25 protein-coding genes and 1 tRNA gene are annotated in these 21,908 nt (G+C 63.3%); 19 read left to right on the top strand and 7 right to left on the bottom strand.

The genetic code is table 11. From position 1 onward, the window contains the following. Nucleotides 1–148: 148 nt before the first annotated feature. From ASG20_RS14255 to ASG20_RS14210, 8 genes are all read left to right on the top strand, one after another. Nucleotides 149–1,450: a UDP-glucose dehydrogenase family protein gene (locus ASG20_RS14255; RefSeq protein ID WP_056054035.1), complete on the top strand. Its 1,302-nt coding sequence runs from the start codon at nucleotides 149–151 to the stop codon at nucleotides 1,448–1,450. A 1,371-nt stretch (nucleotides 1,451–2,821) separates the two neighbouring features. Beyond that, nucleotides 2,822–3,568 carry a helix-turn-helix domain-containing protein gene (locus tag ASG20_RS19100; RefSeq protein ID WP_082470986.1) on the top strand — a complete coding sequence of 249 codons (747 nt, stop codon included), beginning with the start codon at nucleotides 2,822–2,824 and terminating at the stop codon, nucleotides 3,566–3,568. Next, a complete protein-coding gene (locus tag ASG20_RS14235) occupies nucleotides 3,474–4,178 on the top strand; it encodes a hypothetical protein (protein ID WP_156364344.1) in 705 nt (234 codons plus the stop codon). Before ASG20_RS19100 ends, ASG20_RS14235 begins: the two co-directional genes overlap by 95 nt. Beyond that, nucleotides 4,175–4,381, top strand: coding sequence for a hypothetical protein (locus ASG20_RS14230; protein ID WP_056054020.1), 207 nt, complete (start codon nucleotides 4,175–4,177; stop codon nucleotides 4,379–4,381). Before ASG20_RS14235 ends, ASG20_RS14230 begins: the two co-directional genes overlap by 4 nt. A gap of 170 nt (nucleotides 4,382–4,551) precedes the next feature. Then, on the top strand, nucleotides 4,552–4,722 hold the full coding sequence (locus tag ASG20_RS19485; RefSeq protein WP_156364342.1) for a hypothetical protein: 171 nt from the start codon (nucleotides 4,552–4,554) through the stop codon (nucleotides 4,720–4,722). After that, on the top strand, nucleotides 4,679–4,948 hold the full coding sequence (locus ASG20_RS20160) for a helix-turn-helix domain-containing protein (protein WP_368077295.1): 270 nt from the start codon (nucleotides 4,679–4,681) through the stop codon (nucleotides 4,946–4,948). The genes ASG20_RS19485 and ASG20_RS20160 overlap by 44 nt, the downstream gene beginning before the upstream one ends. Nucleotides 4,949–4,958: 10 nt before the next feature. Continuing rightward, a complete protein-coding gene (locus ASG20_RS14220; RefSeq protein WP_056054015.1) occupies nucleotides 4,959–6,899 on the top strand; it encodes a head maturation protease, ClpP-related in 1,941 nt (646 codons plus the stop codon). A gap of 675 nt (nucleotides 6,900–7,574) precedes the next feature. Then, a complete protein-coding gene (locus ASG20_RS14210) occupies nucleotides 7,575–8,222 on the top strand; it encodes a hypothetical protein (protein WP_156364340.1) in 648 nt (215 codons plus the stop codon). Between the two features lie 60 nt (nucleotides 8,223–8,282). Here the strand turns inward: ASG20_RS14210 and ASG20_RS14205 are convergent, their stop codons facing one another. The 4 genes from ASG20_RS14205 to ASG20_RS19090 are packed head-to-tail and all read right to left on the bottom strand — an operon-like array spanning nucleotide 8,283 to nucleotide 10,413. Continuing rightward, the gene (locus ASG20_RS14205; protein WP_082470983.1) at nucleotides 8,283–8,957 is read right to left on the bottom strand and encodes a DUF4145 domain-containing protein; all 675 of its coding nucleotides are present in this window, start codon (nucleotides 8,955–8,957) and stop codon (nucleotides 8,283–8,285) included. A gap of 46 nt (nucleotides 8,958–9,003) precedes the next feature. Next, complete coding sequence (locus ASG20_RS14200; protein WP_156364338.1) at nucleotides 9,004–9,477, bottom strand: hypothetical protein; 474 nt, start codon at nucleotides 9,475–9,477, stop codon at nucleotides 9,004–9,006. After that, nucleotides 9,478–10,173 (bottom strand): DUF4145 domain-containing protein, encoded by a 696-nt coding sequence (locus ASG20_RS19480; RefSeq protein WP_156364336.1) that lies wholly within the window; start codon nucleotides 10,171–10,173, stop codon nucleotides 9,478–9,480. It lies immediately after the preceding gene. A gap of 33 nt (nucleotides 10,174–10,206) precedes the next feature. Then, entirely contained in the window at nucleotides 10,207–10,413 is a 207-nt protein-coding gene (locus ASG20_RS19090; RefSeq protein WP_269083216.1) for a helix-turn-helix transcriptional regulator, read from the bottom strand. A gap of 280 nt (nucleotides 10,414–10,693) precedes the next feature. On the opposite strand from ASG20_RS19090, the gene ASG20_RS14190 reads away from it, so the two are divergent. The 5 genes from ASG20_RS14190 to ASG20_RS14170 all read left to right on the top strand — a co-directional run bounded on the left by ASG20_RS14190 (nucleotide 10,694) and on the right by ASG20_RS14170 (nucleotide 13,410). Continuing rightward, entirely contained in the window at nucleotides 10,694–11,107 is a 414-nt protein-coding gene (locus ASG20_RS14190) for a hypothetical protein (RefSeq protein WP_056054003.1), read from the top strand. A 1-nt stretch (nucleotide 11,108) separates the two neighbouring features. Further along, nucleotides 11,109–11,594, top strand: coding sequence for a hypothetical protein (locus ASG20_RS14185; RefSeq protein ID WP_056054000.1), 486 nt, complete (start codon nucleotides 11,109–11,111; stop codon nucleotides 11,592–11,594). Nucleotides 11,595–11,683: 89 nt separating this feature from the next. Then, complete coding sequence (locus ASG20_RS14180; RefSeq protein WP_056053997.1) at nucleotides 11,684–12,145, top strand: hypothetical protein; 462 nt, start codon at nucleotides 11,684–11,686, stop codon at nucleotides 12,143–12,145. A 3-nt stretch (nucleotides 12,146–12,148) separates the two neighbouring features. Further along, on the top strand, nucleotides 12,149–12,340 hold the full coding sequence (locus ASG20_RS14175; RefSeq protein ID WP_056053994.1) for a hypothetical protein: 192 nt from the start codon (nucleotides 12,149–12,151) through the stop codon (nucleotides 12,338–12,340). Next, nucleotides 12,337–13,410, top strand: coding sequence for a tyrosine-type recombinase/integrase (locus tag ASG20_RS14170; RefSeq protein WP_056053991.1), 1,074 nt, complete (start codon nucleotides 12,337–12,339; stop codon nucleotides 13,408–13,410). Before ASG20_RS14175 ends, ASG20_RS14170 begins: the two co-directional genes overlap by 4 nt. A gap of 12 nt (nucleotides 13,411–13,422) precedes the next feature. On the opposite strand, the gene ASG20_RS14165 is transcribed toward ASG20_RS14170, so the two are convergent. Then, nucleotides 13,423–13,496, bottom strand: a tRNA-Gln gene (locus ASG20_RS14165). A gap of 185 nt (nucleotides 13,497–13,681) precedes the next feature. Here ASG20_RS14165 and ASG20_RS14160 point away from each other — a divergent pair. Together ASG20_RS14160 and ASG20_RS14155 are read left to right on the top strand one after the other, a co-directional pair. Further along, nucleotides 13,682–14,734 carry a Ppx/GppA phosphatase family protein gene (locus ASG20_RS14160; RefSeq protein WP_056053988.1) on the top strand — a complete coding sequence of 351 codons (1,053 nt, stop codon included), beginning with the start codon at nucleotides 13,682–13,684 and terminating at the stop codon, nucleotides 14,732–14,734. After that, complete coding sequence (locus tag ASG20_RS14155) at nucleotides 14,731–15,402, top strand: RlmE family RNA methyltransferase (protein ID WP_056053985.1); 672 nt, start codon at nucleotides 14,731–14,733, stop codon at nucleotides 15,400–15,402. The genes ASG20_RS14160 and ASG20_RS14155 overlap by 4 nt, the downstream gene beginning before the upstream one ends. Before the next feature lie 358 nt (nucleotides 15,403–15,760). Here ASG20_RS14155 and ASG20_RS14150 read toward each other — a convergent pair whose 3' ends face one another. Then, nucleotides 15,761–16,090 carry a PilZ domain-containing protein gene (locus ASG20_RS14150; protein ID WP_056053983.1) on the bottom strand — a complete coding sequence of 110 codons (330 nt, stop codon included), beginning with the start codon at nucleotides 16,088–16,090 and terminating at the stop codon, nucleotides 15,761–15,763. A gap of 321 nt (nucleotides 16,091–16,411) precedes the next feature. Here ASG20_RS14150 and sucC point away from each other — a divergent pair, with 321 nt between their 5' ends. The 4 genes from sucC to ASG20_RS14130 all read left to right on the top strand — a co-directional run bounded on the left by sucC (nucleotide 16,412) and on the right by ASG20_RS14130 (nucleotide 20,710). Continuing rightward, nucleotides 16,412–17,614, top strand: coding sequence for an ADP-forming succinate--CoA ligase subunit beta (gene sucC / locus ASG20_RS14145; RefSeq protein WP_056053980.1), 1,203 nt, complete (start codon nucleotides 16,412–16,414; stop codon nucleotides 17,612–17,614). Nucleotides 17,615–17,845: 231 nt separating this feature from the next. Further along, nucleotides 17,846–18,592, top strand: coding sequence for an electron transfer flavoprotein subunit beta/FixA family protein (locus ASG20_RS14140; RefSeq protein WP_056053977.1), 747 nt, complete (start codon nucleotides 17,846–17,848; stop codon nucleotides 18,590–18,592). Beyond that, entirely contained in the window at nucleotides 18,589–19,518 is a 930-nt protein-coding gene (locus ASG20_RS14135; protein ID WP_056053974.1) for an electron transfer flavoprotein subunit alpha/FixB family protein, read from the top strand. Before ASG20_RS14140 ends, ASG20_RS14135 begins: the two co-directional genes overlap by 4 nt. A 433-nt stretch (nucleotides 19,519–19,951) precedes the next feature. Continuing rightward, on the top strand, nucleotides 19,952–20,710 hold the full coding sequence (locus ASG20_RS14130; RefSeq protein ID WP_056053971.1) for an energy transducer TonB: 759 nt from the start codon (nucleotides 19,952–19,954) through the stop codon (nucleotides 20,708–20,710). A 3-nt stretch (nucleotides 20,711–20,713) separates the two neighbouring features. On the opposite strand, the gene ASG20_RS14125 is transcribed toward ASG20_RS14130, so the two are convergent. Next, nucleotides 20,714–21,826: an acyltransferase family protein gene (locus ASG20_RS14125; RefSeq protein WP_236698777.1), complete on the bottom strand. Its 1,113-nt coding sequence runs from the start codon at nucleotides 21,824–21,826 to the stop codon at nucleotides 20,714–20,716. Between the last annotated feature and the right edge of the window lie 82 nt (nucleotides 21,827–21,908).

Genomic DNA, 21,908 nt, shown 5'->3' with positions numbered 1-21,908 from the left:
ACGCGTCGAACAGCGCCATGCGGACGACGGAACCCTGTGCGCCACTTGCCAAAATCGGCCGGACGCGGCACCAGCACAGTCTACACGCTGCCTTGCAGCATAGATTGCCCGCCCGTGCGCGGGCTTCGCAAGATGTGAGTAAACGACCATGCGGATCGCAGTAATCGGAACGGGATATGTCGGACTCGTGTCGGGGGCTTGCTTCGCCGACTTCGGTCATGACGTCATTTGCGTCGACAAGGACGAGAGCAAGATCGACGCATTGCACGCGGGTCGCATCCCGATCTTCGAGCCAGGCCTCCAGGCATTGGTCGAGACCAACGTCAAGGCGGGTCGTCTCGGCTTCACCACCGACCTGACCGAAGGCGTCAAGGGCGCCGAGGCGGTGTTCATCGCGGTCGGCACGCCGTCGCGGCGCGGCGATGGCCATGCCGATCTCGGCTATGTCTTTGCCGCCGCCGCCGAAGTTGCGACAGCAGTGAGCGGCTTCACCGTCGTCATCACCAAGTCGACCGTTCCGGTCGGCACCGGCGACGAGGTCGAGCGGATCCTGCGCGAGAACAACCCGGCGGCGGAATTCGCAGTGGTCTCGAACCCCGAATTCCTCCGCGAGGGCGCCGCTATCGACGACTTCAAGCGCCCCGACCGAGTCGTCATCGGCGGCCACGACGAGCGTGCAATGGCCGTGATGCGCGAAATCTATCGCCCGCTGAGCCTCAACAGCTCGCCGGTGATCGAGATGTCGCGCCGCGGTGCGGAGCTGACCAAATATGCCGGCAACGCGTTCCTCGCGACCAAGATCACCTTCATCAACGAGATCGCCGACCTGTGCGAAAAGGTCGGCGCCGACGTCCAGGAGGTCGCGCGCGGAATCGGTCTGGACAAGCGGATCGGGTCGAAGTTCCTCAACGCGGGTCCGGGCTATGGCGGCTCGTGCTTCCCCAAGGATACGCTCGCCCTGCTCAAGACGAGCCAGGACTACGAAGCGCCGCAGCGGATCGTCGAGGCGGTGGTCGCGGTCAACGAAAACCGCAAGCGCGCGATGGGTCGCAAGGTCATCGCCGCGATGGGCGAGGACGTCCGCGGCAAGACCGTCGCGGTGCTCGGGTTGACGTTCAAGCCGAATACCGACGACATGCGCGACAGCCCCGCCATCGCGGTGATCCAGCTGCTCCAGGACGCCGGCGCGCGCGTTCAGGCCTATGATCCCGAGGGCATGGAACAGGCTGCCAAGCTGCTCCAGAACGTCGATTTCAAGACCGACACCTATGCGACGATCGAAGGCGCCGATGCGCTCGTGATCGTCACCGAATGGGACGCGTTCCGCGCGCTCGACCTTAAGCGCGTCAAGGCATTGCTGTCGGAGCCGATCCTGATCGATCTCCGCAACATCTATCCGCGCGAGGTCGTCGAGACCGCCGGCTTCAAATACATCGCGGTCGGTCGCTGATCGCCGCAGCGACCCGGTCACGCACGTGGTCGGGTCGCGTCACCGCGCAGGGGCGCTGACGCCTGCCCATCGCGAACTAGAGTGAAACCTGTTTAGGCTTGGCGCAAACGCGCATCGCGATTTGGCCGCTCGCACTGTCTCGCCGGTATTGCGGGGCCTTTCGCGTGCCCGGCACCGCGGATTTCGACCCAGATATCCCGCCGGTTTTTCCGCCCACGAAACCGTCTTTTGCCCATTCCGCGGGCGTGCCGAACTCGGGTGCCGCCGAGGCGCGACAACAATCGCGCGCCGTTACGGTTTTATGACTAAAAATATCTTGATGTTTGTCTCACAATAGAACATTTTTACCAAGACGGCGCTAATCGCCGCTGGAGAGAGATGATGCATTTGAGCTCGACCTGGGACGCGCGCAAGGCAAAGGGCGCCTTGGTACTATTGTCGATGTCGTCCGCCTGTTGGGCAATCGCGATCGGCTTCGTCGTCCTTCATTGATCGCCCCACGGATCCACGCCGAGTCGTTTCGGACCCGTGACAAACCGAATGTGATACACGACCACCGAATCTGAGATTCGGCAGCGGCATTTCCGCGGATGGTCGTTTGCGGATGCGCATTACTCACGCGTCAGCCTGAACGCGTAGCAGCGCCCATCCATGCCCGCGCGGCGGGTGGTTCAACGTAACCAGCGCCGAAGCGCGTCCGATAGATCATGACCGCGGTCCGCCGTCAGATTTGACGCGAAATGCCATACCTCAACGCGTAGCGAATAACTCAAGCAGCCGACGCTTCGCATGCGCCCAGCATGGCTGACGGCTCGTCAGCGCTAGCTATCGTCGGGTGCGACATCGCCCGCCCAAATATCAACCACGGAGCCCGCCGCCCCGATCAAGAGCGCAATGTCGTCATGGCTCGCGCGGAGCGGTTCGCCGACCAGCCGCAAGCGAGATTCGCGACGGCGCAATCGAAACGGCCCCCCTCCCCAATCGCGCAGCATACGGCAATCGACGATCACCATCGGTAGCGCACGACGATTTCAGAGGGTCGCTGGATGCCCCGTGAGGGCATCAACCTTGCGCGGATTACAATGACTTAAGCAGGCTAACTGGAAGCTCTGCTATGGTTTTCTCCCTCAGCGTCCCGACCAAATTGGCTAACCTTTCGGGGGCGCCACCGAGCCGAAAAGTAAAAGCCCCCGCGGCGGCTCGAACCGCTGCGAGGGCTAAAAACCACAGGCTGGCTGGCGAGAGGTTCACCCCACTTTACATCAACCCGTTTTCGTCTGCAATTTCGATCACGACGATCGGTAGCGCTATCGGGTCTGAGCTTGGCCGTAGACCGGCTGCCGTGTCTCGCATCGCGCGGAAAGCCGATTTGTGAGAGACGGTTTCGATCTCATCCGTGATGCTTACGACGTTGCCGGGCTCGACGAGCATGAGCGCGCGGTGCTGGTTCGCCTGGCGTTCATGGCAAACGAGGGCAAGGCGTGGCCATCGATAGCGCACCTCGTCGTGAAACTCGGCAAGTCGGAGCGGACGGTTCAGCGCGCAATCCGCCGGCTCGTCGAAGCTGGGCATATCACTCAGCGCCAACGCCGGCACGATACCGCAATCTATACCGTCCACCCGATCTTGGGTGATCCCAAACCCGTCAGTGTGACGGGCGTCAGTGTGACGCCCGTCACGGCGACGCCCGTCGCAGATGACGCCAATACCCGTCCCACTGACACCCTAATAGCCAAGAACAACCAATCTTCTTCGAAGACTTCGTCTTCTCCGAAGAGGGCTGCGCGATCCGCGCCGGTTTCTCCACCAGTGGTGAAGCTGCCAGACTGGATCCCCGTGGAAGCTTGGGAGGGCTGGCTGGAGATGCGCCGGACGAAGGGCGCGAAACCAACCAGCCGCGCGCTCGCCCTCAGCATTGAGCACCTTCGGAAGCTTGCCGACGCAGGCCATCCGCCTGGCGATGTCCTCGACCAATCGACGCGCGAGCTTTGGCTCGGCCTCTTCCCAATCAAGGATCCCCAAAATGAACAATCTCGCTCGACTCGACGATCGCCGGCAAATCACCACGCCGTCGGCGACGCCGTCCTTGCCGCCCACGATCGCGTCGACTTTGGCTGACAACCGCTTCCGCAGCACGCCATGGAACGCTGCCGATGCGATGTTCTCGATCGTATCGAGCGAGGAACGCCGGCAGGTTGTCGAAGGTGCACGGGTCTATCGCGCGTCGCTGGCGCCGTGCCACCGCGACTGGCTGAAGAAACGGCTCTCCAGCATGGCAATGGCACACGGTCACGAGAAGGATCCTGACCGCGCCGCTGCATGGCTGCAGGAGACCGGCCGGCTGCTCTGGGATCTGCCCCATGACGTGCTGGCGTACGCCATCGACGAGGCGATCAAGCGTTCCGAACATGGCTTCATGCCAGCCGTGGGCCAGATACGGGCCATTGCCGACCCGATGGTCGCGACCAGACGGGAAGAGACCTACCGCCTCGAGGCAATGGCGATGGTCATCGAGGGGCGATCCAGGCCGGACCAGAGCGCGAGGCCTTGGGAGCGAGTGGTCGCTGACGTTGCACCTGAGGACGATCGCATACCCGCCTCGGACATCGCGGCCTTCAATCGGAACATGCGCAAGTTTGGCATGGCTATGCGGTGCCGTGCTGATGGCAGCACCTTCAACCTCGAGCCCGGCGCGGCTGACCCAACTATCGACGGAGATGACCGATGAACATCGAGCACGAGACGATTGCGAAAGACCTATTGCAGCGAGCTCTAGACCGAACCGACGAACCGGCTCGGGCAGCGTCCGTCCTCATGAGCGCGGCAGCTGCCATCCTCCAACGGCACTTCGGCGAAGAGGCCGCGATCGAGTTGATGCAGCACGGGCTGGACACGGCCGGGGCCGAATGGAGGCGTGGGCAACTCAACTAGGGCGGAGGCACCTCGCCGCCCCCCGGCCTTCGGGTCCCTGTCGGGATCGGGCGTAATGAGGGGAGCAAAGGCGCAGGTCTTTTCTAGCCATGGCCTTCCACAGGGTGCCGCCGCCGCCAGTACTAAAACGGCGGAATTCAGCCATTCCCAAGTATTCGAGGGGTACAATTATGAGTATAGAGACTGCCACCATGACGCGGCGCCAAGTTGCCTGGTTGCTCGGCATGTCAGACGGCTGGGTCGCACTCCGGATGCGGGCGGGCGACCTGCCCCGGCCCGGCCTTACCGCGCCGGAGTATGTCGCCGCCTTCGTCCGGTACCGGGCCGCGGATCGTGGCTGACCCGGAGGTTATGACCGAGGCGCAGGCGGCGGCGGCGCTTCGGGTTCACCCCAAGACGCTTGCACGGTGGCGGCGGGCGAAGCTGATCGCATGCGACCTTTCCCCCGGCGGGCGGGTCCGCTACCAGTGGGGCGACCTGCTGGCCTTCAGGCGCTCAATGCGCAGTCCGGCCAATGCTCCCATATGCTCCCATATGTCAGGCGAGGCGCGCGACGGGATCGCGTAACCCTGCCGTCATGGCAGAGATAATCCTGTACGGCGTGATCGGTGATGAGTTCGACAAGCTCGACTCGAAGACCATCGCCCCGCTGATCCGCGCCGCCTCCGGCCCCCTATCCCTTCGCATCAATTCCCCCGGCGGTTACGTCATGGAAGGGCTCGCGATCATCGCGGCCATTCGCGACTATCGCTGGAAGGTAACGGCCTACGTCGACGGCCTCGCGGCCTCGATGGCATCCGCGATCGCCGCGGCCTGCGACGAATGCGTGATGGCCGAAGCGTCGATGCTGATGATTCATAACCCCTGGGATGTAGCGATTGGCGATGCGCCCGAGCTTCGGGCGGCCGCTGATAAGCTAGATCGCATCCGCGACCAGCTTGTCGGGATCTACGGCAAGCGAAGCGGGATCGGAGAAGACGAGCTCGTCGCCATGCTCGGCGCCGAAACCTGGATGAGCGCAGCGCAGGCGGTGGAGCAAGGCTTCGCGGACCGGATCGCCCCCGACCTGAAAATCGCAGCCATGGCGAACGTCTCTGCCTTTGGCTTCCGTCACACACCCGTTGCCTTGAAAGGAACGAACATGCCCCCCCTCACCGACGACACGCAGGCGGCGGTTACGCTCGAGCGTACCCGCATCTCGACCATCATGGCGCTGGGCGCAAAGCACCGCGTCCCTCAGAACGTCACGCAGGACCTCATCACGCGCGGCATCGATCTGGACCAGGCGCGGGCTTCGATCCTCGACCACCTCGCGACCGACGGCGATCGGCACAACATCGGCCACCAGTTCGGCGGCAGCGGCCACCAGACCCTGGACGATCCGACGGTTCGCGTGAAAGCAATGAGCGACGCGATCGGGGCCAAGCTGCTGAATAAGCCGGCGGCGGGCGCATCGGCGGAATATCGAGGCATGTCCCTCGTGGATATGGCGCGCGACCACCTCTCCCGCAGCGGCGTGCAGGACGCCTATCGAATGAGCGCCGATCGCGTTGCCGCCATGGCGATGCAACCCAACCCGTTCACCGCGCGCGCAACCGTCATCACGCATACGACCAGCGACTTCCCGCTGATCATGCAGGCGGGCGTCGATGCGGCGTTGGTCGCGCGCTACCGAGCGCAGGAATCTCAGCTGAAGCGACTGACGGCGATCCGCGATGCTCCCAACTTCAAGGAGCAGGTCGGAATCCAGATGAGCGGCTTCGGCTCGCTCGACCAGGTCAACGAGGCGGGCGAGTTCAAGAACAAGACGCTGAGTGAGAGCAGCGGCAGCTACCAGCTGCAAACGTTCGGCAACATCATCAACTTTAGCCGTCAGATGCTGATCAATGACAGCCTCGGCGCGCTGGCGGACATCGTGCAGGTAATGGCATTCGCCGCCTCGCAGATGGAAGCAACGATCCTCGCCGCCACGATCAACAGCAACATTCCCCTGCATGACGGCATTCCGTGGTTCGACGCGCAGCACGGAAACTTGGCTGGGACCGGCGGCCCCCCCACGATCGCCACGCTCGATGCAGCCCGGCAGGCGATGCGGAGTCAGAAGGACCGCGACAACGTAACGCTGATCGACGTGCAGCCGAAGTTCCTGCTGGTTCCGACCGGGCTTCAGACGGCGGCCGAGACGCTCGTTTCAAGCGCCACGGTCCCCTCGACCGTAACCACCGGATCAGGCAGCACGGCGGTAACGTCCTTCACCGGCGACGTGGCGAACCCCTTCGCGGGCAAGCTCGAGCCGATCGCCGACCCTCGCTTGGTCAACCCGGCAGCGTGGTATCTCTTCCCGGATCCGGAAATCTGGCCCGCGTTCGTCAGCGTCTACCTGAACGGGAACCGCGAGCCCTTCACCGAGAGCCAAGACGGCTTCCGCGTCGACGGCATCGAGTGGAAGGTTCGCCACGACTTCGGCGCGGGCGTGCTCGACCCGAAGGCGGCTTACAAGAACCCCGGGCAGGCCTGATGGCGGGGGCCTTCGGGTCCCCTTGCAGCCCCTTTGTAACAAGGGGAGCTTAGGCGTGTGTGATCCCCAGCTACCAATTTCCAAAGGGGTCCGCACTTTGAAATGTCCGCACCATAAACGGCAGAAATCAGCCATTATTGGTGCGGACAAAGTGCGGACACTCGGTGCGGACATCGAGAAGTGTCCGCACCCCAATGAAAGCGAAGCGCGGATACTCCGCGTCATCAAGGACCGCGCTCGGGCTGGTCTCATCCTGGGTACATCCTGACGCGGCGGCCCACGGCGGGCCGCAAGCCGACGGCGCCATGCGGGGCGCCGTCGGCAGCCCCTCACCATAGGAGGCTTGATGTCGAGATTTATACAAACGGCCGCCCTTGTTGTCGGCGGCATCGCCCTAGTCGCGACTGGCGCCGGTGCACTCGCAGGCGCGGGTCTACTCGGAACAGCAGCTTCGGCGGCTGCCGCGGCAGGTACGGGCCTGCTTGGCACCCTTGCGACGGTCGCGACGTTCGCCCAAGTCGCGACGGTTGGTTTGGGCATCGCTGGGGCCCTGACTGCGGCGAAGGCCTCTAGCGGCGGCTCGCCCGATCAATGGAAGGCCAACCCTGAGGCCGGAATGGATATTGTATTCGGGGAGGCCATGCCCGGCGTCGTGATCTACCGGGGGTGCCCGCCATGACTGCGATCGGCCTGATCGTTGGAACCGATTCAGTGCACCTCATAAGCGATGGAGCTCTATGCGGCGCTGACGGCGTGATCCAGGGGATTGCATCCAAGGTTGCGATCGCCACGCACCTGAGAATGGCGATCGTAGGCACGGGGCGGATTAACCCGGTGGAGATCGCGGCGGCACTGCCTGCGAGTTCGCAGGATGCGGCCATGCGTAGACTCCCGAGCTACTTGTTCGAACAGCGACGGAAAAACGCAGCCGATGCACCGCATCTGGAAGCGGACGGCCGGAACAACGTCACCTTGCTCGCTGCGATATGGGCCGACGACACCGACCGGGCGGAAGGTTGGATAATCAGCACCGGCCATCCGTTCCTTGGTCCTGATTACGTGCCATACACGCTTTGCGAGGTGGAGCAGGTTTGGATGCCGCAGACTGCCTCCCTGATCGGCCGTCCAGATCGGTTCCGCCCCCAGATCGACGGGTCGCGCATTCTCAATGAGCAGCGCAGGATTGGCCAGCGCGGGCGCTACTGGGTCGGCGGCTTCGGGGAGGCAACGACCGTAACGGTAGGCGGCGTCACGAAAGAGCGGTTATGCGAATGGCCGGATATCGTCGGCGCTGTCATTGATCCGCCCCGCTTAGCTACCTGAACCGGAATAGCGGTTCACCTGTTCAGTTCATATGAACCAAAGCTCAGCGGTCGGCCCGGATCATGCAACTGGACTCACTTCGTTGACCGCTTCCTCGATTTGAGCCGTCAACACGAACAAGAAGTTGCCGAGAGCTTCGGCAAAATCGACAGAGCGTTTCGCATCAGCTGGACTAACATGGGGACTGTCCATGTCGGCGTGGCGCGGGCGGTTAGAGCCTAGCCGGACGCTGTGCGCCCAGTCAGCCATACCTGCAGTCAACAGAGCATCGGTCTTTGCTTTGTCTATCCGACTGTAAAGCGATCCCTCGAGATAACCGTGCTCCTTCAACATCGCGTCTACTGCAGATCCGGCCATAACAGCCGCAGCGTCAGGCGCATGGAGAGTGTCGAAAGCCTGTTTCAGAAACACGCGGGCGACTGACGGAAGTTTATCGCTTACCTGGGGCGCGGAAGGGTAGATACTATCGACGGTTGGCACGCCCTCCACTGTCGCGACCTGCTCCCCCGGTTTCCCCTTAACCGCGACCACGCTTCCGCAGTTTGAGCATGAGTAGGCCGCCCATTTGCTGACGATGCCCCCATCGCCACGTACGTTTCCTCCGTACCCAGAAATCCATTGCCTGGTGAACAGCGGATTAGCGACGGCACAGTATGGGCACCGGCTTAACGCCTGCAGTGTTGACGACATCTTCGGGCGTTCTACTGGCATGCCGAGAGGGACGATGCTGTTCACTTCTCTGTACTCCTATCACGTCAAATTCACTTCACCGGCGCGGTAACTATCTGTGTCGCTGCACACTCTCTTTTTTCTTTTGCAAGGGGGCATAGACGCTTCCCTCCCCTTGGGGACGGCAACCGAGCGCTTGGAACAGGTCCGGCCCGTCGTCACGGCGCGGGTTCGCGGACAGCATGTCGCGCTGAATAGCTAAGCAGCGACGATCGTTCGCCCAAGATTCGTCTTCGGCCTGCGAAAAGCTAAACATCAGCAGGAAAACACCAAAGCTTCCAACGACCGCCCTGACGGCAACCTTATCGAAATCTTTGTCGGCCGCAGCGGCATGATAGCCGACCAGGGAGATCGCCAGCACCAAGCCGCCGATAACTGTGTTCGACGGTAGAAATCGAACGTAAGGCTGAAGTATATACGCCAGTAGCGCAGCGGCGGCGACGAATCCCCCCCCTAATGAGGCAGCGGCCTGACCGAAACGTCTGAAATTATTAGCGGGCGGGTCCATACGGTGACGACTATGCATTTAGGCTTCCGCCCTTCTAGCCTCACGCCTAGCTTTAGCTATGCGAAGCCGGGCGGGCTCACTGTACACCCGCTCGAGTAGCTGCTGAGTAAAATCGACGAGATCCTCAGCATCTGCTTTCCCTAAAGTACCGTCATGAGCTCCATCGTTCCCGTCCTCGCGCACGCAGTCCGCCAGGTCGGCCAGTTCGGGGGCAATTAATCGCTTGTCGAAAAGGTAGTTTAGCCGATCAAAAAGGCGTTTGCGCTGGGCACTGTTGGGCCCCCCTTCCTCCGCAGGTTCGCTGGGAAGCAAGCCTTTGGTACCAAGATCCAGCGCCAACCGAAACATAGCCGCCGCAGCGTTGTATGCGCCGATATTATAACTCGCACCGCCCTCGCGGAAGCAATTCGCGACATTGTCCGGAAGGTGGTCTGGTAGTGGGAATGTGACCCGATCGGCGGTGCTCACAAACCGGAGAAAGTCGAGAAATGTCAGGGCCCCGTTATAGGAGGTGATTCCGCCTGGCGAGTATTGCCCAGACCCCTCGTTGATTATTTTGAACACACCGATGCTACAGTTGGAACAGGCTCGACACCGAGAGAGGGTCTCGAATATCCAGGAATTATCTGAGTAACCCGTCGGGCTGTCACCTAACACATCGAAAGTGATCGACTTCGCGCCACATCGCGGACAATCCTGAACAAATTCTGCCACTACCTGCCCCCACTCGATGTTCAAACTCTATTGTTAGCGCGGCAATGCTCGATATCCCATAGGGTCGGAAACAAACTCCCCGATGTCGGTCTCGTACCACGCCACACACTTCGGCCCCAGCTGCACCTTGCGGGGAAACGTGCCGTCCGCTTCTCGACGGTAAATGCTTGCCCTCGATAAACCCACGCGATGGCGAACCTCCGGGATGCGAAGCAGCCGATCACCTCGGCGATCGACCACCGCGCTCAAGCAAACTTCTCACGAAGAATGAGGCGAATGGCCTCGGGTCGAGATGGTGAAGGCTGGGGTTGATTGGCTATCCAAGCATCTAGCTGCGTCAGCTGTTCCGGGTGCAGCCGGACTCCGACAACGTGCCCCTGTCCAGTAGGCTTGGGACCACGTTTCCGTGTTAACGAAGTTTGTTGACCACTCATAGTAACTGCGTTAACGCAGAAACGAGCCGAACGGAAGCTACCAACGACCGCCCGGCTCTAATCACAACCGTTCCAAGAGAACGATCATGGCTACCGCTCTATTAGAGCCGCGCACCGTCGCGGCCAATACCTCGACGCGCCGCAGCGTAATCGGATTCATCGGGCTGTTAGGCGCGGCCGCGGCCGCGGCCGCGGCCGCGGCCGCGCCAGCTGTCACCGTCGCCTCAATGCCCCCGCCACCGACCGGCGTTTTCGCGGCCTACCTCGCCTCGCGGGCTCGTTTCAACGCCTTGCCCGTGGACTTGGAATTGAACGATAAGGATGCCTGGGAGCGGGAAGAGGCTGCCTACCTTGGCGCCTACGACGAGTTGGAAAACGCGAAGCCGACCAACTTTCGCGAGTTCGCGATCTGGCATGTCGGGGTCTTTGATCAAACCGAATGGCGGGTCATGAGGGCACAAGAAATCCTGGCCGAACTCGCTGCAAAGGAGGGCCGCTGACATGGCTTCCAAAATCATCGATCGCGGTTCTGTCTTTCTGCAGAAACTGGTCGCACCGCTGCCCGAGTTCGAGGAGCAGGTTGCTACCGACGATTTCCTCAAGCAGATCGCACGTGACTTGAGGCAGATCGAACGCGACATGAAACAGGTCTGGCGACGCAGCCTTGAGAACGTTGAGTACGCGGAAGCGCTGCACCGGATCGCCGCCATCAATTTCAGAAACAGCCCCGAGGCAGCGCAACACTCATTTGGTCAGCGATCGCTGGAACTCACCAAGGCATATAAGTCCGTTTGTGAGCAGCGCGCTGCTCAGTGTCTTATCCCTGCGCCAACGTCCGCTGAATTGCGCTGGAAGAAGCGCTGGGCGAAGAACCGGACCGTCCCGGATGAGGTGATCAAGGCTATCTCAAGTGACGAGGCGAGGCTCGGAACTCAAACCGCCCCCCCGGACAAGGCAATATCAACCGGCAGCGGGGCCCGCCGATAACGCCTGCCAAGAATGTGTGCGATCGCACGTATTCTATTGCGCGACGCTTTCTATCGTGCTTTATGTGCGCTTGCACACAGGAGGTTTGTATGCGGATCGGCCATATTCTTCATCTCAGCGGCATGAACCGCGACACTTACAACTCGCTCGCGCGGCGCGGCCATTTGTCGTTCATGGCAAATCGGTTTGGCGACGACGAAGACCGCAGCCTGACCGCCGCTCACGCCCTCGCTCTCGTCGCTTTCCAAACCCTCCGCAGTATCCCGGTAGAGGTGTCTGCGGCCCACGAGGCCGTAAGCGAGTCTTGGTCGGACATCGTACGTACAACCGGACTGAGCCAAGAGGCCCCGAAATCCCATTTATGCGGCGTTCGCATCAATGACATCGGCGTGCGCGATACCTGGGGCTGGCCTCATCCGAAGAGCAAGGGCGGGAAGCCGATCGCGGATGCATCGGTCGACCTGGTCCAACTTTGGAAGGGTCTTCAACCTGCAATCGCCTTGCTCGATAAGAACGACCAGAGCGTCGATGATGGAAAGCAGGAAGCCTGATCGATGAGCCGGCGGGCCGCCTTCAACCAAAGCGATGTGACCCGCGCCTTCAAAGGCGCGCTGGCTGCGGGCGTGAAGGTAGCCGTTCTGATCCGTCCCGACGGAACTATGGAGATCGTGCCAGCTGCTGGCGATCGCCCGCTGATTGCCGACAATGACCTTGATGCGCGTCTTGATGCGTTCGGTGGGCTATGAAGAAGAAGCTCGCCTACGTTTCTAGCTTTGTCGATCGGCACGACAAGCGGCGGTACCGTTTCCGCCGAACCGGTTATCCGGTTCACTACTTCAAGGAACCGCACGGCACGAAGGCATTTGAGCGCGAGTACGCAGCCTGCCTTTCGACCGAGCCCGCACCGGTCGGCGCCGGCCGCACCAAGCCGGGCAGCGTTTCGGACGTGATCATCCGCTACTATGCCGATAACAACTTCCTCGACCTGCGCCTCTCGACCCAGGCGGTTTACCGCGGCGTGCTGGAGCGGTTGCGGACGAAGTTCGGCGATGACCCTATCCGCATGTTCGATTCGGAGCGGCTTGCCCGCCTGATGACGCTGATGCGCGATCGCCCCCATGCGGCGGCGGGGCTCCGGAAGCTATTTGCGCAGCTGTTCGTCATCGCGCGCCGCGCGAAGCTGGTCCCGCATGGTTTCGACCCCGTCCGCGACACCAAGCCGCCCAAGGCGGTCAGCGACGGCTATCACCGGTGGACAGAGGACGAGCTCGAGGCGTTCGAAGCTAAGCACCCGCTAGGTACGAAACCCCGCCTGGCGTTTGCGATGCTGCTCTACGGAGCTCAGCGTAGCGGCGACGTCCGGTTCATGACCCGAGAGACGATCGCTGAAGGCCGGATCAGGCTCGACCAGAGCAAGACGAGCACGGCAGCGGACGTTCCGGTGGTACCGCCGCTGAGGGAGGCCCTGGCAGCCGGTCCGCTGGGCGCTGAGACGCTATTAGAGACCAAGGGGGGCGAGCCATTCACCCCCAAGGGCTTCTATGGGATGTTCAAGCGCGCGTGCATCGCGGCGGACCTTCCGCATTGCTCGCCGCACGGCCTACGCAAGTCGGCGGCGCGGCGATGCAAGGACGCCGGCTGCTCGAACGAGCAGGGCATGGCTATCACCGGTCACAAGACCGAGAAGGAATACCTTCGATACGCTGGAACCGGCGCTCGCGCGGATCTGGCTGACGAAGCAATGGAAATGGTTTTGGCTAACCGGACTCTCCGGGTAGCCAAGGCTCTGTCGCAAACCCCTGTAGAGTCTGCGTAAACCGAGCAACGCTGGATGCCCCGTGAGGATTCGAACCTCAATAGGCGGTATCAGAAACCGCAGTCTTACCATTAGACGACGGGGCATCAGCGAGGGCGCGATCTAGGCGGGGGAGGTCGGGCTGTCAACGCCAAGATCGTACGGATTCGCCACATCGCTTGCGTAATCGCTGCACCCCGCTACATTCGATGCCAAGCACCGGGTGGGTATTTTCCTGCGGCGGCAGATATAGATAGCGAGTTTTGCGGCGATGGGGGATGTTTCCACCCGAATGCCGTTCCGGCAGGGGTCTCCTGCCCGTCCGGCGGCGACCCGGCCCGGTCGAGGGCGGTGGGCCGATGCGCAGGCGTTTGCCGCGCTGGATCTTGGCACCAACAATTGTCGATTGCTGATCGCGCGACCGCAGGCGGGCGGGTTCGCGGTGATCGACGCGTTCTCGCGAATCGTTCGGTTGGGCGAAGGTTTGGCGTCCACCGGCAAGCTGAGCGATGCGGCGATCGAGCGGACCATCGCAGCGTTGCGGGTATGCTCGGACAAGTTGCAGCGCCGCAACGTCACGCTGGCGCGGTCGGTGGCGACAGAGGCGTGCCGACAGGCCTCGAACGGGCCCGACTTCATCGCCCGCGCGCTCGCCGAGACGGGGATCCATCTCGACATCATTTCCGCCGAGGAGGAGGCGCGGCTGGCCGTGCTCGGCTGCCATGCGCTGATCGAGCCGGGCGAGGATCCCGCGCTCGTGTTCGATATTGGCGGGGGGTCGACCGAACTCGTGCTCATTGATACCTCGACGCCGATCCCGACCGTGCTCGACTGGCATTCGGCGCCGTGGGGCGTGGTGTCGCTGACCGAGCATGCCGGTGGGGGCGAAGGCGAGGACGGTCGCCGTGCCGCCTATGCCCGGATGCGCAGCGTGGTCGCGGACAGTTTCGCGGGGTTCGCCAGCCGCCTGCCCCGGCACGTCGCGCGCCCCCGGCTGCTCGGCACCAGCGGCACGGTGACGACGCTTGGCAGCGTGCATCTCGGGCTCAGCCATTACGACCGCTCGGTGGTCGACGGGCTGATCGTGCCCGCGTCGGCGATGCGGAAGATCAGCGCCGACCTTTCCCACATGTCGATCACGGAGCGCGCCAAGCTGCCGTGCATCGGCAACGAGCGCGCCGACCTGGTGGTCGCGGGCTGTGCCATTCTGGAGACGATCATGGATTTGTGGCCCGCCGAACGGCTCGGCATCGCCGACCGCGGCATTCGCGAGGGCATCCTCCGCCGACTGATGGGCGCCCCCCGACCTGGTGGCAAACCGGGCAAGTCGGGAGTGGCAGCATGAGCCGCGGCGGCTCCGGCGGGCATGTCCGCGTCCTCACCGCGCGGAAACGCACCGCGCAGTCGACGCGCTGGCTCGAGCGCCAGCTGAACGATCCCTATGTGAAGCGCGCCAAGGCCGACGGCTATCGCAGCCGCGCCGCGTACAAGCTGATCGAGCTCGACGAGCGATTCGAGCTGATCCGCGGGTCGAAGCGCGTCGTCGATCTCGGCATCGCGCCGGGTGGCTGGGCGCAGGTGATTCGGCGGCGGATTCCCAAGGCTGCGGTTGTCGGGATCGACTTGCTCCCGGTCGACCCGATCGAGGGCGTGACGATCTTCGAGATGGATTTCCTCGACGATGCCGCGCCGGGCAAGCTGATCGAGGCCTTGGGCGGCGCGCCGGATCTGGTGCTGTCCGACATGGCGGCGAATACGGTCGGACATCCGCAGACCGATGCGCTCAGGACGATGGCACTGGTCGAGACCGCACTGCACTTTGCGTGCGAGGTGTTGGAGCCGGGTGGCACGTTCGTGTCGAAGGTGTTCGCGGGCGGTGCCGATTCGGAGCTGGTCGCGGAGATGAAGCGCAACTTCAAGACGGTGAAGCACGCCAAGCCGCCCGCGAGTCGCAAGGGGTCTGTCGAATGGTTCGTGGTCGCGCAGGGGTTTAAAGGCCGAGACCCGAAATAGCGCAGCTATTTCGGATAAGTCGAAAGCCCGGCCAGCGTCGCACAGCGACGACTGACGTCGTGGCTTTGCCACGGCGCGACCTGCTTTGCTCTATAAGGCCGCCGGCAAAGCCGTCGTCGGATGGGTTCGCTGGTGCGACCCACCGGCCGAGCCGGCGATTGCGCGTTTGCGCATCGGCTCGGGCGTGGCCGAGCCTATCGCTGGCTTAGCGACGACTGACGACATGGCTTTGCCACGGCGCGACCTGCTTCTCTCTATAAGGCCGCCGGCAAAGCCGTCGTCGGATGGGTTCGCTGAAGCGACCCACCGGCCGAGCCAGCGATTGCGCGTTTGCGCATCGGCTCGGGCGTGGCCGAGCCTATCGCTGGCTTAGCGCAACGATATGATCGAACACTGCCGGATGCAGCGGCTTGGCGAAGGCGCAGCCATATTTGAACTTGTCGCGCCATGCCACGACTGCCTCCAGCGCGGCGAGTCCCGGCAGCGTCAGCCACACCACCGTCCCCGGCCAGAGCGTGAAGCTGGTTTCCGCGCGAAACCCCGAGAGCGACAGGTCGGTGACCTCGATCTCGAACCGTGTCTGACCACGATCGCGCAAATGCGCCCGCATCTTCACCGCTTTGCGGAGCGACTGACGGAGCTCTTCGCTGGTCAGATCGTGGGGCAATGGAGTCGCAGGCTGTGTCATGCGAGGATAATGCCCTGAAAAGGGTTACTTTTATGCAAACGCGGTCGCACGTCGAACATATCTGCGTTTTGTCGGCGCTTCTCGGCAATCTTAGGACGTCACGATCGAAACGCGACATAAAGCTTGGGCTGTAGCTAGCGCGAACGCGAGTAACGCTAGCACCCAAAAACTACCCAAAACTCAATGCGCTTGGTCAGCCAATTCGCGTCTATTGCGAACGAGACGCAAGTGCATATGCCTTAAGGGTGGATTTGCGCCACGCCCTGTGCTTTACGCCGAACCAATTCCCGAGTTTCCTAAAAATTGCGTGGAGCCTTCCCGATGAACATCCATGAATACCAGGCCAAGGAACTGCTGGCCAAGTTCGGCGTCCCCGTGCCTGCCGGTTTCGCGGCACTGACCGTCGAGGAGGCCGTCGAAGCCTCGAAGAAGCTTCCCGGACCGCTCTATGTCGTCAAGGCGCAGATCCACGCCGGCGGCCGCGGCAAGGGCAAGTTCGTCGAGCTCGGCCCCGACGCCAAGGGCGGCGTCCGCCTCGCCAAGACCGAGGATGAGGTTCGCGCGGCGGCGACCGACATGCTCGGCAACACGCTCGTCACCATCCAGACGGGTGACGCGGGCAAGCAGGTCAATCGCCTGTACGTCACCGATGGCGTCGACATCGACAAGGAATTCTACCTCGCGCTGACGCTCAACCGCACCACCGGCCGGGTGATGATGGTCGTCTCGACCGAAGGCGGCATGGACATCGAGGCGGTCGCACACGACACGCCCGAGAAGATCCAGTCGATCGACATCGACCAGGCAACCGGCTTCATGCCGCATCACGGCCGCGCCGTCGCTGCCGCACTGAAGCTGACCGGCGATCTCGCCAAGCAGGCCGCGAACACCGCGTCGAAGCTGTATGACGCGTTCATGGGCACCGATGCCGAGCAGATCGAGATCAACCCGCTCGCGGTCACCAACGACGGCAAGCTGATGGTGCTCGACGCGAAGGTCGCGTTCGACGGCAACGCGCTGTTCCGCCACAAGGACCTGCTCGAACTGCGCGACGAGACCGAGGAAGATCCCGCCGAGCTCGAAGCGTCGAAGTACGACCTCGCCTACATCAAGCTCGATGGCGACATCGGCTGCATGGTCAACGGCGCCGGCCTCGCGATGGCGACGATGGACATCATCAAGCTCAACGGCATGTTCCCGGCCAACTTCCTTGACGTCGGCGGCGGCGCCAACAAGGAGAAGGTGACCGCGGCGTTCAAGATCATCCTCGCGGATCCGAACGTGAAGGGCATCCTCGTCAACATCTTCGGCGGCATCATGAAGTGCGACATCATCGCCGACGGCATCGTCGCTGCGGCGAAGGAAGTGAACCTCTCGGTGCCGCTCGTCGTCCGCCTCGAGGGCACGAATGTCGAGAAGGGCAAGGAGATCCTCGCGAACTCCGGCCTCGCGATCGTCCCGGCGAACGACCTTGGTGATGCCGCGAAGAAGATCGTTGCTGAGGTGCAGAAGGTCGCGGCCTAACCGCTGCCAACTGCATACTGATTTTGCGAAATTGGGGCTCGGACGGAAACGTCCGGGCCCTTTTTCGTTGATAGCGCGACTGGTCCGACGGGTGGTTCGGCGTGACGCTACGGCATGGCGATGTTTCCATACCGCACTTGCGAAAACGGCGTAAAACAGCCATCTGTCGGCCTAACGCCGCCGGGTAACGCCGTCAGCGAACAAACTATATCCACCTTGGAAGGAACCCCGATGAAGGTGCTGGTGCCGGTCAAGCGCGTGCTTGACTACAACGTGAAGCCTCGCGTGAAGGCGGACGGAACGGGCGTCGATCTGGCGAACGTCAAGATGAGCATGAACCCGTTCGACGAGATTGCGGTCGAAGAGGCGATCCGTCTCAAGGACAAGGGCGTGACGGAGATCGTCGTCGTCTCGATCGGCGAGCAGAAGAGCCAGGAAACGCTTCGCACAGCGCTCGCGATGGGCGCGGACCGCGCGATCCTCGTCGTCAGCGAGACCAAGGTCGAGCCGCTCGGCGTCGCCAAGATCCTCGCCAAGATCGTCGAGGAGGAAAAGCCCGACCTCGTGATCCTCGGCAAGCAGGCGATCGACGACGACAACAACCAGACCGGGCAGATGCTCGCCGGCCTGCTTGGCTGGGGCCAGGGCACGTTCGCGTCGAAGGTCGAGATCGCCGATGGCTCGGTCAACGTAACGCGCGAAGTCGATGGCGGCGCGGAGACCGATACGCTGAAGCTGCCCGCGATCATCACCACCGATCTTCGCCTCAACGAGCCGCGCTATGCCTCGCTGCCGAACATCATGAAGGCGAAGTCGAAGCCGATGGCGCAGAAGACGCCGGCCGATTTCGGCATCGACGTGACGCCGCGCCTGACCACGCTGAAGGTGGTCGAGCCCGCGAAGCGCTCGGCCGGGATCAAGGTCGCCGATGTCGACGCACTGGTCGGCAAGCTCAAGGAAATGGGAGTGGCCAAGTGAAGACGCTCGTCTGGGTCGAACATGACGGTCAGGCCGTCAAGGATGCCACGCTGTCGGCGGTGACCGCCGCATCGCAGCTTGGTGAAGTCCACCTGCTGGTCGTCGGCCAGGGCGTCGACGGCGTCGCTGCCGAGGCTGCCAAGATCGCCGGCGTAGGCAAGGTGCACGTCGCCGATGACGCGGCGTTCGCGCATGCGCTCGCCGAGAACGTCGCGCCGCTGATCGTCGAGCTGATGGGCACGCACGATGCGTTCGTCGCGCCGTCGACCACGCACGGCAAGAACATCGCGCCGCGTGTGGCCGCGTTGCTCGACGTCATGCAGGTCAGCGATATCCTGTCGGTCGAGAGCGAGGACACGTTCACGCGGCCGATCTACGCCGGCAATGCGATCGCAACGGTCCAGTCGACCGACGCGAAGAAGGTCATCACGGTGCGCGGCACGGCCTTCGCCAAGGCCGCGACCGAGGGTGGCTCGGGCGAGATCGAAGCGGTCGCATCGACGGGCGATAAGGGTCTGTCGACCTTCGCGGGCTCGGAGATCGCCAAGAACGAGCGTCCCGAGCTGACCAGCGCGAAGATCATCGTCTCGGGCGGCCGCGCGCTCGCCTCGAGCGACCAGTTCCACGCGATGATCGATCCGCTCGCGGACAAGCTCGGTGCCGGCGTCGGTGCCTCGCGCGCGGCGGTCGACGCGGGCTATGCGCCGAACGACTATCAGGTCGGCCAGACCGGCAAGATCGTCGCCCCGGAAGTGTATGTCGCGGTCGGTATCTCGGGCGCGATCCAGCATCTCGCGGGGATGAAGGACTCGAAGGTCATCATCGCGATCAACAAGGACGAGGACGCGCCGATTTTCCAGGTCGCGGACATCGGTTTGGTCGGCGATCTGTTCAAGATCGTGCCGGAATTGACGGCGAAGCTGTAGGCGAATGCCGCTGCGCAAGGCGAAGCCAGCGCAACAGCGAGCCCGGCCGGCGGCGCATTAGCGCCGACCGACGACGCGGGATTTACTCCCGCGGCGCGCGCCACGAACGGGCGGTGTGACTTAAGTCGCGCCGCCCGTTCTAGCGTCTGCCGAACGCACAGGTCTGCCGACGCCCAACCGATTTGTTTACAAACCGACGTCTATCTCACCCAAAGTTACCACCTCCCCGGCGCAGGCCGGGGCCCAATTGGGAAACGGAGGTAACGACGGACGGCCCTTCGTTACATCGACCTTTCTACTTGGACCCCGGCCTGCGCCGGGGAGCTGCATCTATCGAAACGGGATACGTACCGAATACGTCCGGATTACCGAGATCGTTCGCGCGCCCTCATGCGCAGTTGCCGCACAATGCCCGCCTCCCCAACTACCCAGCATGTACGGCGTCCACCCGAACGCGCGCGACCGCCTGATATCCGCGGCCGGCGCCTCCATACTCTGCGCCGCCATCGGCTACGCCCTCATCCTCGGTCTTGGTGTCAGCATCCCCACGGCTATTCCCGAAGCCGTCAAGACTTTCATCGTCGGCCCCACACCGCCGCCCCCGCCGCCCGAAAAGATCGTCCCCCGCCCCGCGAAAAGCCACCGTCCCGAAGGCGCGGCGTCCCCCGCCAACCTCCGCTCGAAGGCGACCGAAGTCGTCGTTCCCAAGCCGATCATCCCCCCGGTCGTTCCACCGCCCCCGGTTATCGCCACACTGAAACTAGGCCCCGGCAGCGACGCCACCACGGGCGCGGCACCCGTTCCCGGACCAGGGACCGGCACCGGCGGTGAGGGGAACGGCACCGGCAGCGGTCGCTCCGGAAATGGCGACGGCGACGGTGGCGACGAAACCCCGCCCCGTCTCCTGAAAGGCCGCTTCAAGAACAAGGATTTCCCCAACGCCGAGGCGGTGATCGGTGCGGGCGGGATCGTCGGCGTGCGCTACACGGTCGAAACCGACGGCCAAGTCACGCACTGCATGGTCACGCGCTCCAGCGGAAACGGCGTGCTCGACGCCACCACCTGCCGCCTGATCGAACTCCGCTTCCGCTACCGCCCCTGGCTCGACGCCGCCGGTCGGCCGGTGCGCTCGACCGTCGTCCACAACCAGGAATGGGTGAACCAGCTCGGTCCCCCGTCACGCGGTAACTGAAGCCTACCGCCCGAGCCGTCCCCCACTGAGCACCCGCGCGACCGCTGGCGAGAGCGTCATCAGCCCCCGCCCAAGGGCAACCGTCGCCCCGAGCACCAGCAACGGCTGGACCAGCAGATACGCCGGATACAGCCCCGCCCCCAACGGACCGGTCGCCAGCCCAATCACCGGCCCGAACAGCCACAGCAGCACCAGGTGATCGCAGAATGCGAGAAACCCGTACCGCTCGATCCCGCGCAATCGGTCCGCAACGTTGCTCCCAGCCAAGCCCCAGGCGAGCCGCCAGAACAGCACCGCGGAGGCCAGCCGAAACACGATATCGAATGCCGCCATCACATGCGGATGTGCGTCGAAGAACGCGTTCCCGAGCAGCGCGGTCCACAGCCGCGGCGCAATCAGTAGCACGAACGGCAGCGCGCATAGGGCGACATGCCACCCCGCCACCCGCTCCGCCACGCCAGATCGCCGCGCGGCGATCCCTGCGGTGAAGAACAGCAGGATCTGCGGTCGCAGCAACAACGGGACGTGCACCCCGGGCACGCTCCACACCACCGCGATCAGCGCGACCACCGCCAGCCACGCGCTCGACGTGCGCACCAGAACGGGCGCGATCATCATGCAGACGAACAGATCGCGCAGGAACGGCATCTGCACGTTGATATCGTCGGCATGCACCATCGGAACGAGTTCGTTCAACGTCCATCCGATACTCGACGGCGTCGGTGCCTTCAGATCGCCGAACGTCGCAGCCGCCCCGACCAGCACCAACGCGATCGCGTTCCACAAGACCATCGGCAGCAGGATCGTGCGCGCCTTGCCACGCAGGAACGCGCCGTACGGTTGCCTCGTCGCGGTCGACACGACCAGCCAGCCCGAAATCATCCCGAGCAACGGCACCGCGCTACGTCCGAACACTTCGCCGAGCAGCGTTCGCAGCACCGCCTGCCAGCTGAACGCCACCGCAGCCAGCTCTTCCGCGGTCCGCCCGGTCCAGGCGTGGACGTAGACGATCCCCAGGATCCCGATCAGCCGCGCGATCGCGATCGCAGTGGACAGGCGCGTGTCGTTGGTCCGGGCACTGCTTCCGGCGCGTATATCGATAGCTCTAGTGCTCAAGTCCGCCACTTCGCTCTGGTTCGCCGCCGCCTACCCGGCTTGTCGCGCGCGAACACCTCCTTCAGGATGAAATGGCCGTTAT

It is taken from the genome of Sphingomonas sp. Leaf198 (assembly GCF_001424005.1).
Lineage (GTDB): Bacteria > Pseudomonadota > Alphaproteobacteria > Sphingomonadales > Sphingomonadaceae > Sphingomonas.
Note: the sequence above shows the minus strand (reverse complement) of the source record. Positions and strands in the feature narration are given on the sequence as shown.